This is a genomic window from Aureibaculum luteum (assembly GCF_003449015.1).
Classification (GTDB): domain Bacteria; phylum Bacteroidota; class Bacteroidia; order Flavobacteriales; family Flavobacteriaceae; genus Aureibaculum; species Aureibaculum luteum.
The window spans coordinates 113513-128571 of record NZ_QRGD01000008.1; the positions used below are offsets into that span (position 1 = coordinate 113513).

General features: G+C 31.7%; 14 protein-coding genes. 4 read left to right on the forward strand and 10 right to left on the reverse strand.

The genetic code is table 11. From position 1 onward, the window contains the following. Positions 1 to 850: 850 nt before the first annotated feature. Entirely contained in the window at positions 851 to 2029 is a 1179-nt protein-coding gene (locus D3P13_RS17025) for a GlmU family protein (RefSeq protein ID WP_117884085.1), read from the reverse strand. Between the two features lie 161 nt (positions 2030 to 2190). On the opposite strand from D3P13_RS17025, the gene D3P13_RS17030 reads away from it, so the two are divergent. From D3P13_RS17030 to D3P13_RS17040, 3 genes are read left to right on the forward strand one after another with little or no spacing between them, the layout of a single operon-like run. Further along, a complete protein-coding gene (locus D3P13_RS17030; RefSeq protein ID WP_117884086.1) occupies positions 2191 to 3912 on the forward strand; it encodes a GMC family oxidoreductase in 1722 nt (573 codons plus the stop codon). Position 3913: 1 nt separating this feature from the next. Beyond that, the gene (locus tag D3P13_RS17035; RefSeq protein ID WP_317124799.1) at positions 3914 to 4627 is read left to right on the forward strand and encodes a gluconate 2-dehydrogenase subunit 3 family protein; all 714 of its coding nucleotides are present in this window, start codon (positions 3914 to 3916) and stop codon (positions 4625 to 4627) included. A 57-nt stretch (positions 4628 to 4684) separates the two neighbouring features. Then, a complete protein-coding gene (locus tag D3P13_RS17040) occupies positions 4685 to 6481 on the forward strand; it encodes a M61 family metallopeptidase (protein WP_117884087.1) in 1797 nt (598 codons plus the stop codon). Between the two features lie 237 nt (positions 6482 to 6718). Here the strand turns inward: D3P13_RS17040 and D3P13_RS17045 are convergent, their stop codons facing one another. From D3P13_RS17045 to D3P13_RS17085, 9 genes are all read right to left on the reverse strand, one after another. Then, a complete protein-coding gene (locus tag D3P13_RS17045) occupies positions 6719 to 7198 on the reverse strand; it encodes a hypothetical protein (RefSeq protein WP_117884088.1) in 480 nt (159 codons plus the stop codon). 108 nt (positions 7199 to 7306) lie between these two features. Beyond that, positions 7307 to 7681 (reverse strand): hypothetical protein, encoded by a 375-nt coding sequence (locus tag D3P13_RS17050; protein ID WP_117884089.1) that lies wholly within the window; start codon positions 7679 to 7681, stop codon positions 7307 to 7309. A gap of 355 nt (positions 7682 to 8036) precedes the next feature. Next, positions 8037 to 9230 (reverse strand): dipeptidase, encoded by a 1194-nt coding sequence (locus D3P13_RS17055; RefSeq protein ID WP_117884252.1) that lies wholly within the window; start codon positions 9228 to 9230, stop codon positions 8037 to 8039. A 218-nt stretch (positions 9231 to 9448) separates the two neighbouring features. Continuing rightward, a complete protein-coding gene (locus D3P13_RS17060) occupies positions 9449 to 9844 on the reverse strand; it encodes a hypothetical protein (protein WP_117884090.1) in 396 nt (131 codons plus the stop codon). 102 nt (positions 9845 to 9946) lie between these two features. Further along, a complete protein-coding gene (locus D3P13_RS17065) occupies positions 9947 to 10504 on the reverse strand; it encodes a YqgE/AlgH family protein (RefSeq protein WP_117884091.1) in 558 nt (185 codons plus the stop codon). Between the two features lie 246 nt (positions 10505 to 10750). Further along, positions 10751 to 11023 (reverse strand): HU family DNA-binding protein, encoded by a 273-nt coding sequence (locus tag D3P13_RS17070; RefSeq protein WP_117884092.1) that lies wholly within the window; start codon positions 11021 to 11023, stop codon positions 10751 to 10753. Between the two features lie 229 nt (positions 11024 to 11252). Further along, positions 11253 to 12206 (reverse strand): methionyl-tRNA formyltransferase, encoded by a 954-nt coding sequence (gene fmt, locus D3P13_RS17075; protein WP_198680056.1) that lies wholly within the window; start codon positions 12204 to 12206, stop codon positions 11253 to 11255. Beyond that, a complete protein-coding gene (locus D3P13_RS17080; protein WP_117884093.1) occupies positions 12203 to 14098 on the reverse strand; it encodes a RecQ family ATP-dependent DNA helicase in 1896 nt (631 codons plus the stop codon). The genes fmt and D3P13_RS17080 overlap by 4 nt, the downstream gene beginning before the upstream one ends. After that, on the reverse strand, positions 14098 to 14658 hold the full coding sequence (locus tag D3P13_RS17085) for an AAA family ATPase (RefSeq protein ID WP_117884094.1): 561 nt from the start codon (positions 14656 to 14658) through the stop codon (positions 14098 to 14100). Before D3P13_RS17085 ends, D3P13_RS17080 begins: the two co-directional genes overlap by 1 nt. 108 nt (positions 14659 to 14766) lie before the next feature. On the opposite strand from D3P13_RS17085, the gene D3P13_RS17090 reads away from it, so the two are divergent. Next, positions 14767 to 15048, forward strand: a complete 282-nt coding sequence (locus D3P13_RS17090; RefSeq protein ID WP_117884254.1) for a DUF493 family protein — start codon at positions 14767 to 14769, stop codon at positions 15046 to 15048. Positions 15049 to 15059: the final 11 nt, after the last annotated feature.

Consider the following 15059-nt stretch of genomic DNA (forward strand, 5'->3'; position numbering starts at 1 on the left):
ATCTATAACGTCTATTCTTATTCCAAATACGACTAGAAGATTTTCCTAAAGTTAATTTCTCTTGATTTTTTATCCCGAAACTTCGGGACTCATAATATTAGTTTTTATTATTTTTTTTGATTAATTGTATCTTCTTTTCTTGTTCCAAATGCGACTAGAAGATTTTCCTAAAGTTAATTTCTCTTGATTTGCTATTGTTCTCATAATATTAGTTTTTATTATTCTTTTCGATTAATTGTATCTTCTTTTCTTGTTCCAAATGCGACTAGAAGATTTTCCTAAAGTTAATTTCTCTTGATTTGCTATTGTTCTCATAATATTAGTTTTTATTATTCTTTTCGATTAATTGTATCTTCTTTTCTTGTTCCAAATGCGACTAGAAGATTTTCCTAAAGTTAATTTCTCTTGATTTGCTATTGTTCTCATAATATTAGTTTTTATTATTCTTTTTGATTAATTGTATCTTCTTTTCTTGTTCCAAATGCGACTTGAAGATTTTCCTAAAGTTAATTTCTCTTGATTTGCTATTGTTCTCATAATTCTTGATTTATTTTATATGTTTATAAATGATTTACACTTAATAGACGAGAGTATTAATATTTTGTTACAGTACTATGCAATAAATAGTACTGTTTTAAGGATTATTTAACTATTTGAATTAGATATAAGTTCTTTGTTTTTGTTGTAAGTATTTGTTAAACAGTATTTTAAATAGGGGTAACTGTAAGAAGGGGATAAATAAAAAAAACTAAAATAAAATAAAAAAAGTGCTATTTATTTAATTTAGCATATAAGTTGAAGATGATTTTACGGTAAAAATTGATACTAAACGAGGTGTTTTTTACGAAATTTATTTATAGTTTCTGTACTTTTGAGAGAGTTCAAAAACACTTTGTAGTATTCTTTGATCTTGCTCTGTATAAACCACATGCTTTCTAAGCATTACCATTTTTGCTACGTCATTAACTCTATTCATTCTATATTCGGTAAAACCAGAGGCACCACCCCATGAAAAAGAAGGAATAAAGTTTCGAGGGAAATTACTACCATATACATTGGCACTAACACCAACTACGGTACCTGTATTAAACATCGTATTAATACCACATTTAGAGTGGTCGCCCATCATTAAACCACAAAATTGTAAACCTGTGCTTTCAAAGCAATCAGTTTCATAATCCCATAATTTAACGTGTGCATAATTATTTTTTAAATTTGAATTATTAGTATCCGCTCCCAGATTGCACCACTCGCCAATTACAGAATTCCCTAAATAGCCATCATGACCTTTACTTGAATATCCAAAAATAACAACATTACTCAACTCGCCACCAACCTTACTAAAAGGTCCCAAAGTGGTAGCTCCATAAACCTTTGTACCCATTTTTATGACAGCATTATTGCAAAGAGCTAATGGACCCCTTACAGAAGACCCTTCCCAAATACTAGCATCTTTACCAATATATATAGGCCCTGCTGAAGCGTTTAGCGTAACAAAGTCTATTTCTACACCTTCTTCTAGAAAAATATTTTCTTTATTGATACAATTTACAGTATCAGGTATAGGTTCTGATTTTCTGCCTTTGGTAATTAAATTGAAATCACTTTGAATTGCCTTTTCATTTAATGAGAAAATATCACATGTGTGCTTTATTTGAAGTAATTCTTCATCATAGTTAATCACCTTATACGAATCAAAATCAACTTCTTCTTGAGAACTAGAGGTGAAAAAGGCAACAATCTCATCATTATAATAGATAGCTTCGTTTTCTGCTAAACCTTGTACCATTTCTACTAATTTTTCCGATGGTAAAAATGAGGCATTCAACATTACGTTGGTTTCCATTTCAACCATTGGATATTTTTCTTCTAAATAGTCTTCAGTTAGTGTGGTAGTAGTTAGACCTAAGTGTTTTTCCCATTTTTCTCTAATGGTTAAAATACCAATTCTAATATCGGCAACAGGGCGTGTATAGGTAAATGGCAACAAATTGGTCCGTACACTTCCGTCATATAAGATATAGTTCATCAAGTTCTATTATTATGCAATATTAAAACTATTTAATAAATATTTTATTGTTAAGGTAAAATAATATGTAAGTTAGATTACTTATATTTGAAGAACTGACTTAAATTATTTGCATTTCAGCGAAAAGTTTAAGTCAGTTCAATGAAAATCAATCATCATATATGCAAATAAAAAAATCACCTAAAGAGTTTGATGTAATTATAGTAGGATCTGGTGCAGGAGGAGGAATGGCTACTAAAATTCTTTCAGAAGCTGGTCTAAATATAGCCGTTGTAGAGGCAGGTCCTCATTTTGATCCTGCTGATCCAGAACAAAAAAATCAATTAAAATGGCCTTATGAATCTCCGCGAAGAGGAGCAGGTTCTACAAGAGCTTTTGGTGAATTTGATGCTGCTTATGGAGGGTGGAATATAGAAGGGGAACCCTACACTAAAAAAAATGGAACTGAATTTGAATGGTTTCGATCCAGAATGCTAGGAGGGAGAACTAATCACTGGGGGCGAATTTCATTGCGATTTGGTCCTTTAGATTTTAAACGAAGAAGTCATGATGGCTTAGGTGATGATTGGCCTATTTCTTATGAAGATGTAAAACCGTATTATGACAAGGTAGATAAGTTAATAGGTGTATTTGGTAGTAAAGAAGGTATTTCAAATGAGCCAGATGGGTTCTTTTTACCGGCTCCCAAACCAAGATTACATGAAATGTATTATAAAAAGGGTGCCGAAAAAATGGGTATTCCTGTTATTCCGTCAAGACTTTCCATTCTTACCAAGAAAATAAATGAAGATAGAGGAATCTGTTTTTACTGTAACCAATGTAGTCGGTCTTGTAGTGTTTATGCCGATTTTTCATCGGGATCATGTCTTATTTTTCCGGCTCAAAAATCTGGTGGACAAATAACGTTGTTTACAGATGCTATGGTGCGAGAAGTAGTTACAAATGATAGTGGTAAAGCTACAGGAGTCATTTATATCGATAAAAAAGATAGAAAAGAATATCAACTTAATGCTAAAATAGTTGTTTTAGCGGCTTCAGCATGTAGTACAGCAAGAATTTTATTGAATTCAAAAAGTAAAACACATCAAAATGGCTTAGGTAATAGTAGCGGAATGGTTGGTAAATATCTTCATGATTCTACTGGGGCTGACCGTATCGGCTTTGTGCCAGAATTAATGAATCGTAAAATTTATAATGAAGATGGCGTAGGTGGTATGCATGTATATTCACCTTGGTGGGGTAATGATAAAAAGTTAGATTTTCCGAGAGGGTATCATGTTGAAGTTTGGGGAGGGTTGGGTATGCCGTCATACGGATTTGGTTTTAACGCCAACAATCTTAACGAATATATTGGCGGAGAAATAGGTGGTTATGGCAATGCTTTACGCGATGATGTTAAACGTTTTTACGGTTCTATTGTCGGCATGGCGGGTAGAGGAGAATGTATTGCAAGAGAAGATAATTATTGCGAAATTGATCCTGACATGGTAGATGAATGGGGTATACCCGTTTTACGATTTAATTATACTTGGTCGCAACACGAAAAGTTACAGGCCAAACATATGGTTGAAACTTTTGATGAAATTATAGATGGAATGGGAGGTAAAGTGATTAGCGGAGAAAGACCCGGAGCAGATAGAGATTATGGTTTACTAAAACCAGGTCAGATTATTCACGAAGTAGGCACAACCCGTATGGGTAATGATCCTAAAAAATCAGTGACCAATAAATATATGCAATTGCATGATGTTGATAATGTTTTTATAGTTGATGGTGGACCATTTGTTTCGCAGGCAGATAAAAATCCAACATGGACCATCTTAGCCTTATCATGGAGAACATGCGATTATATAGTTGATCAATTAAATAAACAAAACATATAGTATGATGAACAGAAGAGATACTATTAAGTCGTTATTATTAGGTTCTGTAGCTGTAGGTTTAACAGTACAAGGCTGTGCTCCTAAAGAAGATAGTGCAACAGCTGCATTACCTAAAGCGGAGAATACACCTTTTTACGGACGTACTCCAGACGAAAAAGCTAGAGATAAAAGGCTTCATGAAGAAATATTTTTTAATGAACATGAGTTAGAAACTATTGCTGTTATTTGTGATATTATTTTGCCAAAGAACGATGATTTTGGATCCGCAACAGATGCAAAAGTTCCTGAATTTATAGAGTTTATTATGAAAGACATGCCCTACCAACAAGTACCTATACGAGGTGGTATCATGTGGTTAGATAGCTATAGCAATAAAAATAATGGAAAGGAATTCAAACGGTGTTCAACTGAGGAGCAATTAGCCATTTGCGATTTAATTGCCTATCCCAAAAAAACAAAACCTGAACATAATCAAGGAGAAAAATTCTTTACCAGTATGCGAAATTTAACCCTAACGGGATACTACACTACTGAAATGGGAATAAAAGACTTAGGCTATAAAGGAAATACGCCAAATGTTTGGGATGGCGTTCCAGAGGATGTGTTAAAGGCACATGGGTTTGAATATGATGCTGTTTGGTTGGCAAAGTGTGTAGATCAGTCTAAACGTGGAGAATTAGCCAAATGGGATGCTGACGGTAATTTAATTAGTTAGATCTTACCCTAACCAAATGCATAATTATCTACTTAAAATTTAAATTAAATAACAAAAATGAAAAACAGAATTCTGATCGTTTTACTAATTTTACTTTTATCATTTACTGGTTTCAGTCAAACATCAAATGAATATTCCATATCCTTTGATAAGGCTGAGCAACATGAGGCACAAATAACTGCAGTGTTTTCTAATCTAGAAAATAAAGTGTTGCAATTGCGAATGAGTAGAACATCACCAGGAAGGTATGCAGTGCATGAGTTTGCAAAGAATGTATACAATGTTAAAGCATTAGATAGCAAAGGTAATACCTTATCAGTTACACGTTCTGACCCTCATCAATGGAACATTGGTAGTCATGATGGAACCGTAAAAGTAACGTACACACTATTCGGAAATAGGGGAGATGGTACGTATAGTCAGATTGATGAAACGCATGCTCATTTGAACATTCCAGCTACATTTATGTATGCTCTTGATTATGAACATAGACCCATTAAGGTGAAGTTTGATGTTCGTAAAGATTTAAAATGGAAAGTGGCAACACAATTGAAAAAGTTGGATAATAACACTTTTTATGCTCCAAACTTAGATTATTTCATGGATAGTCCGACCGAAATTAGCAACCATTCTGTTAGAAGTTTTATCGTTAGAAACGGGGAGAAAGATTTAAAAATAAACTTTGCACTACATCATAACGGAACAGAGGCTGAGCTTGATACCTATTTTGAAAAAGTAAAAAAAGTAGTTTTAGAACAGCAAAAAGTCTTTGGAGAATTACCTGATTATGATTTTGGAGAATACACCTTTTTGGCATGTTATATCCCCAATGCTTCTGGTGATGGTATGGAACATAGAAATTCTACCATAGTAACCAGTACAAGGAGTTTAGCTGAAGGTGGAATGGAAAGAAATATTGGTACCGTTTCGCACGAGTTTTTTCATTGCTGGAATGTAGAACGGATTAGACCACAAACTTTAGAGCCGTTTGACTATACTGAGGCTAATATGTCTGGCGAGCTTTGGTTTGCAGAAGGGTTTACAAGTTATTATACCAATCTAATTTTATGTAGAGCGGGATTAATAACGGAGAAAAAGTATGTTGAAGGTTTATCTGGTGGACTTAATTATGTATGGAATTCGCCTGCACGAAAGTATTTTACCCCAATAGAAATGAGTTATCAAGCTCCTTTTGTAGATGCAGCTAGATCAGTTGACCCTGTAAATAGAGAAAATACTTTTATTAGCTATTATACGTATGGAAGTGTGTTGGGCTTAGCTCTTGATTTATCTCTGAGAGATTTAGATGGAAACAAAAATTTAGATGATTTCATGAAATTATTATGGAAAACTTATGGTCGTAATGAAATACCTTATACGGTTAGAGATTTACAAAATGTTCTGACTACATATGCGGGAGCAACATTTGCAACAGATTTTTTCTCTAATTATATTTTTGAGAGTAAAATGCCAGCTTATAAAACGTTATTGGCTTCGGTTGGAGTTGATTTTAATCAATCTAACCAGAATGAATTAGATTTAGGAGTTCATATAGGTAACTTTAAAATAAGTTCAAACCCTATAGAAGGTGGGCCTGCTTATAATGCTGGGTTAGCATTAGGTGATGAATTGATTTCATTAGATGATATGGTGATAAACGCTGAAACTAAAGATGCAACATATTTTGGGCAGTTTCAACCTAACCAAACTGTAAAATTAATTTATAATCGTTTTGGTAAGCAAAGAGAAACGCAATTTACTTTTAAGGCCAGCAATGATTATAGCACCAAATTACAAGAAAAGGTAAGTAAAAAAGTTAAGGAGAACAGAGAGCAATGGTTACGGACTAATTAAAAAAGCATAAATTGATATTTCAAAAAGCCCTGCTAAAATTAGCATTATCTAATTCATTTTTAGTTTGATACGTGTTTGTCAGAGGTAATTATTTCAAGTTGTTTAATATATAAGCAATAGCAAATCTCTATTTCTAACTTATCAATAATAGGTCAAAGTTAACTCAAGTACGAATAATACTTTGTAATAATTGATTTACTGCTATTGCTTATATATACTATTTACTACTGAGCTGCATTATTTACTGTGCAGCAAGTTATTAATTGTTTTATTCCATTTTTCTATTGATTGTAACTCATCACTCAATTGATAGCTAACTTCAGCATTGTAAAACTCCAACATAATGTCGGGTTTATTCTTATCGACAGGGCTAAGTTTTAAGTCAAGTTTGTCAATATCCTTATCGGAATGAGCACCTGAACTACCCACCTTAACGATTTCGCATTTTTTAATCGTAGAGAGGTTAATAAAATAGGATTGCTCTTCTTCCTCTGTTTTTAATATAAAAGAAACGGAATTTTTTGACGCGTCTATACCAATAGCGTAGTATTTGAAGATATCATGCTGTGTTATTTCAGAATTGTGTTCTTTCGCTAGATTTTTAAGCGAAATTAATAGCTGTTTTACTTTTTTCTTTTTACTTCTATTTGTTAATACGAAGGGCATTGCACATATTGCAACACTTACTCCTCCTATAATGGTTGTTCCTAAATCCATGGTATGTTTTTTAAATTTTGATATAATAATTTCTGTATGAAGTGATAAATCACAACATATCAATACGTTAAATGTAGCTACGAAAAAAGTAGCTTAAACGAAAAAAAATTACCAAAAATTATGGAAAGGAAATATGAGATCAGTCTTTCTAGACCGAATCAGTTGTGTTTTTAGATGACTTTTATACTGTTTAAATTTTGCATTAAGCAGTATTTCATTTGAGCGGAAAACGGCCCAAAAGCCTTCACTACCCAATTTAAAAATAGGCAATGTAAATTCTGTAAATTCAGAAAATAAATTTTCAAATTGTTGCGTATGAGGGTAAAGAACATTAGAAAGAGTCGTTGAAAACTCCTTTTGTTCACTTTTTTGTTCAATTACTGGTGTGTCTGAAGATAAAGATGTTTTTGCAGGAACATATATACCAAAACAGTACACTGAAATGAGTAGAACTACACTAAGTATTTGATTCCACCTTTTCATTTTAAGCTATTTGAACTTTAGAAAATATGTTATTAATTGCAATCATAGTAAAAAACTCTTAGATAAATCAAAAATTGATGTCTCGTACGCATTATTTTTTTGTCTTATTTAGACGGTACAAATTTAGTTCTTTTACCAAATAAAAGGTAAAAATTTTGTTAAATTGTATTGGTTGTAATCCTATCAATATTTGTAACTGTTTCTTTTAAAGAAGTCATTGTGATGAACTGCTAAAGTAACCGTTAGGTTCTTTGTGTAATACATGTAGAGAGTAAAATAATTACATTTTAACTAGACATGAGTTAAGGATATTTGCGTTTTCAATTTTGAAAATAGGTAAGAAGTTGCATTCTTTTTATTCATTTGCTTTTAATACTCTTAAGATATTTCCTCCAAGTATTTTATAAATATCTTTTTCGTTATACCCTCTTTCTATTAATGCTTTTGTAATTAATGGATATGTTGTAACGTCATCTAATTGTTTAGGAGGTAAAACAATACCATCAAAATCAGAACCAATACCAACATAATCAACTCCAACTAATTTGATGATGTATTCAATATGATCAATAACTAGATGAAATGGAGCTTTTAATTCTTCTGTTTCTAGACGATATTTAGAATACATTGATTCTTCGGCTACATAAGGGTTTATACCTAGTTGCTTCAAAGAATCTATTTCAGTTTTATGTTTTGTAAGAAATTTTTCTTCCTTTTTAGCAACGGTAGCATCTATAAAGCCAGAATTGAAATTAATCTGAATAACGCCACCATTTTTTGCAACTGCCTTTATTTGATCGTCTTTTAGATTCCTTGGATGAGGACAGATAGTATAAACAGAACTGTGTGAGGCTATAATAGGTTTTGTAGTAGTCGTAATAACATCCCAAAAGGTTTGCTCTCCAACATGTGAAATATCAACCATGATACCCAATTCATTCATTTTATAGACAATTTGCTTTCCTAATTCAGTCAATCCTTTTTTACCTTCCGAATTAAGAGTACCGTCTTTATTTGTTTCATCAGAGGCACTTGTTGCCCATGGTGTAGAGTTATTCCAAGTAAGGGTTATGTAGCGTACACCGCGATTGAAAAGTGTGTCTAACTTATGTATATCATTTTCAAATTGATGACCTCCTTCTAAACCAATGAGTGCTGCTATTTTATGCTGCTTTACAACTTTTAATAGTTCTTCGGTATTGGCAACCTTAACTATTTTAGTCGGATTTCTTTTAATTACGGCATCTAAACTGTCTATTTGTGCATTGGCATAGTTATATGGGTTTACTTGATTACCATCACTCCACACGGAGAAAAATTGAACATCTAAACCACCTTGTTTCATTCTGTTCAAATCACTATGTGTTTTTCCTGATAGGTCGTCATCAATTACAAAACCTTTTTCCATTGTATGGAGCAGAATGTCGTTATGTGAATCAATTAGTAGGGCTTGGTTATGAATTTCGTCTAATGTTTTGGGTTCTGATTTGTTTTCTGGGGATTGTTTACAAGAGGCTAAAACAAAAAATAATACGACTAAATATTTCATATGTATAATTTCAAGGTTGTGGTTATCATTATAATAATTGGCTAGTTCTTGGATTGTTGCCTGATTATGCACGGAAGTTAACAAATTTAAACGGAATAGAAAGTTAGTCCCAACATGCTTTTAACTTGGGAGGGTTTTCTTATGGTAAGCTTGCACTAGCAATTAATTTTATACTTTTTTGTGCAAGTTTTTTTTATTCTTAACACTTTTGTTTGTACTTATATCCAATTTACACAATAAATAATCAATCCACCAAATAGAAATGCAAAGGGCGAAATAAGTCTAAAATAAAATGGCTTAATAATATCAGCACTTCCTGTAGAAAATTTATGATGTAATTTTCTGGGAACACAGTAAAGTATCAATGCCGTAATCAGCATAAACCACCCTAATACTTTAAATGCTTCTGGAAATTTACAAAAATCCGAATATAAAATAAAAGCTACTCCAACAACGAGTCGTAATGTGATTTCTGTATAATTTATAAAATTGGTGCTGGCAAATTTTCTTAATGTCTTTCTTGCTTTTTTTGGATTAAAAAGCATTATAAATCCAGTTACAATAATAAAAATTCCGAACATAATTATAATCCCTCTTGCGAATTCTATTTTCATAAATTAAATTTATATTTCATAATTCGGATTGGTTGTGACAAATGTTGCGCAACATGGTATAAACGCATTGCGTTTATAGCCATTATATTCATAAAATAAATTTTAATTCAAACTCGGATTCTCGGGGGCATTTGCCCATAATTTATATTCACCACCAAATTTCATCAATTGATCTTTCCAAAAAGATTGGTCAGAAATTCCAAATATATTTTGGTATTGGTTTTCAATAACGATCCATGAAGTAGTTTCTAATTCGTCTTGAAGTTGATCTTTACTCCATCCAGAATAACCCAGAAAAAAGCGGATATCTTCTTTTTCAAGCTCGTCTTTTACTAATAATTCTTGTACAACTTCAAAATCACCTCCCCAAAAAATACCATCTGTTATTTCAATACTATCAGGAATTAAATGTGGTACGCGATGCACAAAATATAAATTTTCTTCAGAAACTGGCCCACCTTTATAAATGGTAAGATCAGAATCTATTTCTGGTAATAAATCGCCTAAAACATACTGTGATGGCTTATTAATTATAAAACCGATTGAACCTTGATCATTGTGTTCAGATAATAATATTACAGATCTATTGAATGAGGTGTCGTTTAAAATTGAGGGTTCCGCAATAAGCAATTTGCCTTTTGTTAATTCTGTTTGTCCCATAAGTTATTTAATTACCCTCTAATATAGTAATTTTTATTAGAAATACATGGGTGTGATTGACCAGTATTAATGGATTATATAAAATAAGGGAGATTCTTTTTTAAGGAAAAAAATTACATTAGATGATTGTGTTCAATAGTAATATTGATTCCTAATAGTAATTGTAGAAGTAAATAATAAAGAAATAGACATAAAAAAAGCTCTCATTGAAAAATGAGAGCCTTTAAGTTTTTGTGTGAACTAAAATTAGTTTACAGAACTTTTTAATTCAGCACCTGGCTTAAATTTCACTACATTTTTAGCAGCAATTTTGATAGTTTTTCCAGTTTGAGGATTTCTTCCATCTCTAGCAGCTCTTTTAGAAACTGACCAAGAACCAAAACCTACTAAAGAAACTCTTCCGCCTTTCTTTAAAGTTTGTTCTACATTACCCATAACTGAATCTAATGCTTTTTTTGCAGCTGCTTTTGAAATTCCTGCGTCTGCAGCCATAGATTCTACTAATTCTGATTTGTTCATAATTTTTTAAATTTAAAATTGATTAATAATTAATTGCTTGTTTAAGCTGAACAAATATAGATTTTATAAGGGTTAACGCAAGTTTTACCTATAAAAAAGTCTTATTTTGTTAATAAAACGGGGTCAATTGTTAATAACCATGGGTTTCTAATCCATTTTTTTAACGCTAAGTCAGTGATAATAGGCATTCGTGTTAATTTTTTGTTAATCTAGCTTTGCCTACACAATATTATTGAACTTGTGCATTTTGGTCAAATTTATAACCATTGAGTAAGTCGCCAACTTTCATTTTACGTTTACCTGGTAATTGTAACTCTTCAATAATAAGGTATCCATTATCTAAGGCAACCTTCAATTCTGCTTTACCAACAATTAATTTTCCAATAGAATGGTGGTGCTGTTCTTTTTCCTTTTTTGCATTAAAAATTTTCATTTCAAAAGTTTCCTTGTTATTAGTAAGAACCGTCCAAGCTCCAGGATAAGGATTTAAGCCTCTAATCTTATTATAAACATCATCTAATGATTTGTTCCAATCTATTTGACAAGTATCTTTAAAAATCTTTGGAGCGTCTTTTAATTGATCCTCATCAAATTGATTTTGCGGAGTGGTTTCAATTTTGCCTTCTTCAATCCGTTTTACAGTTTTTACTACAAGGCCACTACCTAACTCCATTAACTTATCGTGCAAAGTTCCAGCTGTATCATTTTTATCAATAGAAATCTCGTCCTTTAATAAGATAGCACCCGTATCAATTTTATCATCAATAAAAAAAGTAGTGACTCCGGTTGTTGTTTCACCATTAATTATTGCCCAATTAATAGGTGCAGCTCCTCTATAGTTTGGTAATAAAGATGCATGCAAGTTAAAAGTGCCTATTGCTGGCATTTGCCATACTACCTTAGGTAACATTCTAAAAGCTACTACAATTTGTAAATTGGCATTAAGTTCTTCTAGTGTTTTTAGAAATAACTCATTTTTTAAATTGGTGGGTTGTAAAATGGGTAGGTTTTGCTCTAAAGCATATTTTTTTACAGCAGATTGATTTAATTTTCTCCCTCTACCAGACGGTCTGTCAGGTGCGGTAATTACGCCTACTACATTATAATTGTTTTCAATTAAGGCTTTTAATACACCCACAGCAAAATCGGGTGTGCCCATAAATACTATTCTAACATCAGTCATTTTGGTACTAGTTCTAATTTATTTTGCGAATTTATAGTTATTTTATCAGTATCCAATAGGTTTTGTAGGCTCTTTAATAGGGTAGAAGAAGGGACATTTAAAAGGGTAGCAATTTCTTTACTAGACAATTGTTTTTTTACCATTAATAGTTTTAAAATTTGATTTGATAAATTGGTATTGGTTGTTGCCATAGAATCGTTAGCTAAGCAAACATCACAAACACCACAGTTTACTTTTAATTTTTCATCAAAATAATTGAGTAGCAATTTACTTCTGCAAATAGTATCATTTTCCGCGTAATCTATAATGGCATTGATTTTTTCTAATTTTATACTATTATATTGGTTAATGTCTTTAGAAATGGCATTAATAGTTCTGTTATCTTCTCTTGGAACTAAAAACTGTAATTCACTTGTGTTTTTATTGTTTTTATATTTGAGCAAACCATCTTTTTCTAGTTTTATCAACATGCCTTTAATTGTTGAGACTTGTGTCTCTAATTTTTTTGCTAAAACAGATTCATTAATTTTTATAAAATTATCAAAAATACCTCCGTGCGTTCTCAAAATTATTTTAACAAGACTGTTGTTGGTTCGCTCCGCATAATCTAATACCCGGTTTGGAGGCATTATAAATTTTAACATAGATTGTTTGTTAAAACCTTCGTTAAATAAAAGTATTTGTTCTCGTTCTAATAATTTTAAAGCATTGTATGTTTTTAAAATATTCGTTTTATAAGTGTGGCAAAATGTAGCAAGATCAAATTCAAATTGATATTCTGGTCTTTCTCCAAATGCAATGTAAAAATATTGATTTAAGTTATTATAAATTTCTTTCGCAAATTCAGTTGTTACCACACCTTTTTGAAACTGATTTTTTAGGTTATTGATAGTGTGATCATTCGCAAAAAGAATGGAGCTGGCGTCATTACCATCTCTACCGGCTCTACCAGCTTCTTGCATATAATTTTCTAAACTAAAAGGTAAATCGACATGGATAATTAATTCAACATTATCTTTGTCTATCCCCATTCCAAAAGCATTGGTCGCTACCATTATGGGTGTTTTTTCTTCCATCCAATTATCAAAAGAACGTTGCTTTTCTTCATTAGATAACCCCGCATGATAATACGAGCTTTTAAAATTATTTTTGTTTAAATGATTGCTAAAATCTTGTACACGTCGACGGCTATTTACATAAATAATCGTTGTATTGTTACTTTTTTTAAGTAGCTTTTTTATCTCAAAATATACATCTTCATGTCTTGATATATTTAGAGCTAATTTTTTTCGAACCAATGATTGTTTAAAAACAGTAGCATCTTCTATTTCTAAATTTTTCATTAAATCGTCTAAAACACGACGGGTTGCTGTGGCGGTTAAGGCAAGTATTGGGGCATCAATACCCAATTCTTTAATTGCAGGAATTTTTAAATATGCAGGTCTAAAATCATGGCCCCACTCAGAGATACAGTGAGCCTCATCAACAGCAATTAGGTTAATATCTAATTGTTTTAGTTTTTGTTGAATAAAATCTGATTGTAATTTTTCTGGTGAAACATATAAGAATTTATAATTACCAAATTGTAAATTATCAAATGCTTGTATGGCCTGTTCTTGATTTAGATTAGAAGTGATAGCAATGGCTTTAATACCTTTTTCTTTTAGATTGCTTACTTGGTCATTCATTAATGCAATTAAAGGCGATACAACTAAGCAAACTCCTTTTTTTAATAATGCAGGTATTTGATAACAGATAGATTTTCCACCGCCAGTTGGTAAAATAGCAACTACATTTTTACCCTCTAAAATGGTATTAATAATTTGTTCTTGCGAAGCTCTAAAGTTGGGGTAGCCCCAATAGGTATTCAGTAGCGTTCTTGCAGTTTCCATTAGTTAGGTTTCACATTGTCTAGAATAAAATCAACTCTAAAATTTATTTCGCCTACAGGCACTTCTAAGATGTTATATCCTAATTCGGTATAGGCATGTTTTAAATGTTGATACAAATCGGTAGCCATTTCAAAACTCTCATAACGTTCGTCATCTGTGGTGTAAATTTCTTCCCATGGAGGCAGTAAAAACACACTATCATATTTATATTTTTCACTTTTTTGAATATAAATTTTGGGAAATTGAGTCTCGGTATGATTCATATAGGCATGAATGTCTGGAATACCTCTATCGAAAAAGATAATATCAGCATCCAATTTTAGAGCTTCTAAATATTGATTTTCCCTTCCCTCTAACAGTAGTTTACTAAACAATAAAGGATCGTTTAAAAACAAATATTCAATACCGTTAGACCTTGCTTCTAAAGTGATTTGTCTTGATATTTCAGGAATACAGATAAGGTTTCTACGCTCTAGTTCGTTTATTAAAGTAGTTTTACCTGTTCCAGGGCCTCCAGTGATTACAATTTTTTTTGGAGAAGTTTTTAGATTGCTTGTCATATAACAAAGAAACTAAATTTTATCTGTATTTTTGTCAGTGATTGGTCATTTTATATAATGACAACTCGATATGGTACATTAATTGCCTTATATCTTATAAAAAAAGTGATGAGCGAACAAATTGAATTTTATAAAAAATTAAAGCATAGATTAGAAGAAACTACTGAGTTTCCTACAAAATATTTGTATAAGTTTATTATCCCTGCAGATGATAGTAAGATGTTAGAAATTGAAGTGATGTTTGATCATACAGGAGCCGTAATTGAGAAGAAAACTTCGAAAACGGGTAAATATGTCAGTTTATCCATTTTAGTTCAAATGGCTAATGCAGATGTAATTATTGAAAAATATAAAGAAGTTGCCAAAGTAGAAGGTGTTATATCTTTGTGATATTTTTAACA

Excerpts from the sequence above, each read along its gene's own strand:
- fmt (WP_198680056.1), bottom strand. The coding sequence starts at position 12,206 with ATGACTGATGTTAGAATAGTATTTATGGGCACACCCGATTTTGCTGTG.
- D3P13_RS17030 (WP_117884086.1), top strand. The coding sequence starts at position 2,191 with ATGCAAATAAAAAAATCACCTAAAGAGTTTGATGTAATTATAGTAGGA.
- D3P13_RS17025 (WP_117884085.1), bottom strand. The coding sequence starts at position 2,029 with ATGAACTATATCTTATATGACGGAAGTGTACGGACCAATTTGTTGCCA.
- D3P13_RS17085 (WP_117884094.1), bottom strand. The coding sequence starts at position 14,658 with ATGACAAGCAATCTAAAAACTTCTCCAAAAAAAATTGTAATCACTGGA.
- D3P13_RS17065 (WP_117884091.1), bottom strand. The coding sequence starts at position 10,504 with ATGGGACAAACAGAATTAACAAAAGGCAAATTGCTTATTGCGGAACCC.
- D3P13_RS17060 (WP_117884090.1), bottom strand. The coding sequence starts at position 9,844 with ATGAAAATAGAATTCGCAAGAGGGATTATAATTATGTTCGGAATTTTT.
- D3P13_RS17090 (WP_117884254.1), top strand. The coding sequence starts at position 14,767 with ATGAGCGAACAAATTGAATTTTATAAAAAATTAAAGCATAGATTAGAA.
- D3P13_RS17045 (WP_117884088.1), bottom strand. The coding sequence starts at position 7,198 with ATGGATTTAGGAACAACCATTATAGGAGGAGTAAGTGTTGCAATATGT.
- D3P13_RS17070 (WP_117884092.1), bottom strand. The coding sequence starts at position 11,023 with ATGAACAAATCAGAATTAGTAGAATCTATGGCTGCAGACGCAGGAATT.
- D3P13_RS17055 (WP_117884252.1), bottom strand. The coding sequence starts at position 9,230 with ATGAAATATTTAGTCGTATTATTTTTTGTTTTAGCCTCTTGTAAACAA.
- D3P13_RS17050 (WP_117884089.1), bottom strand. The coding sequence starts at position 7,681 with ATGAAAAGGTGGAATCAAATACTTAGTGTAGTTCTACTCATTTCAGTG.
- D3P13_RS17040 (WP_117884087.1), top strand. The coding sequence starts at position 4,685 with ATGAAAAACAGAATTCTGATCGTTTTACTAATTTTACTTTTATCATTT.
- D3P13_RS17080 (WP_117884093.1), bottom strand. The coding sequence starts at position 14,098 with ATGGAAACTGCAAGAACGCTACTGAATACCTATTGGGGCTACCCCAAC.
- D3P13_RS17035 (WP_317124799.1), top strand. The coding sequence starts at position 3,914 with ATGATGAACAGAAGAGATACTATTAAGTCGTTATTATTAGGTTCTGTA.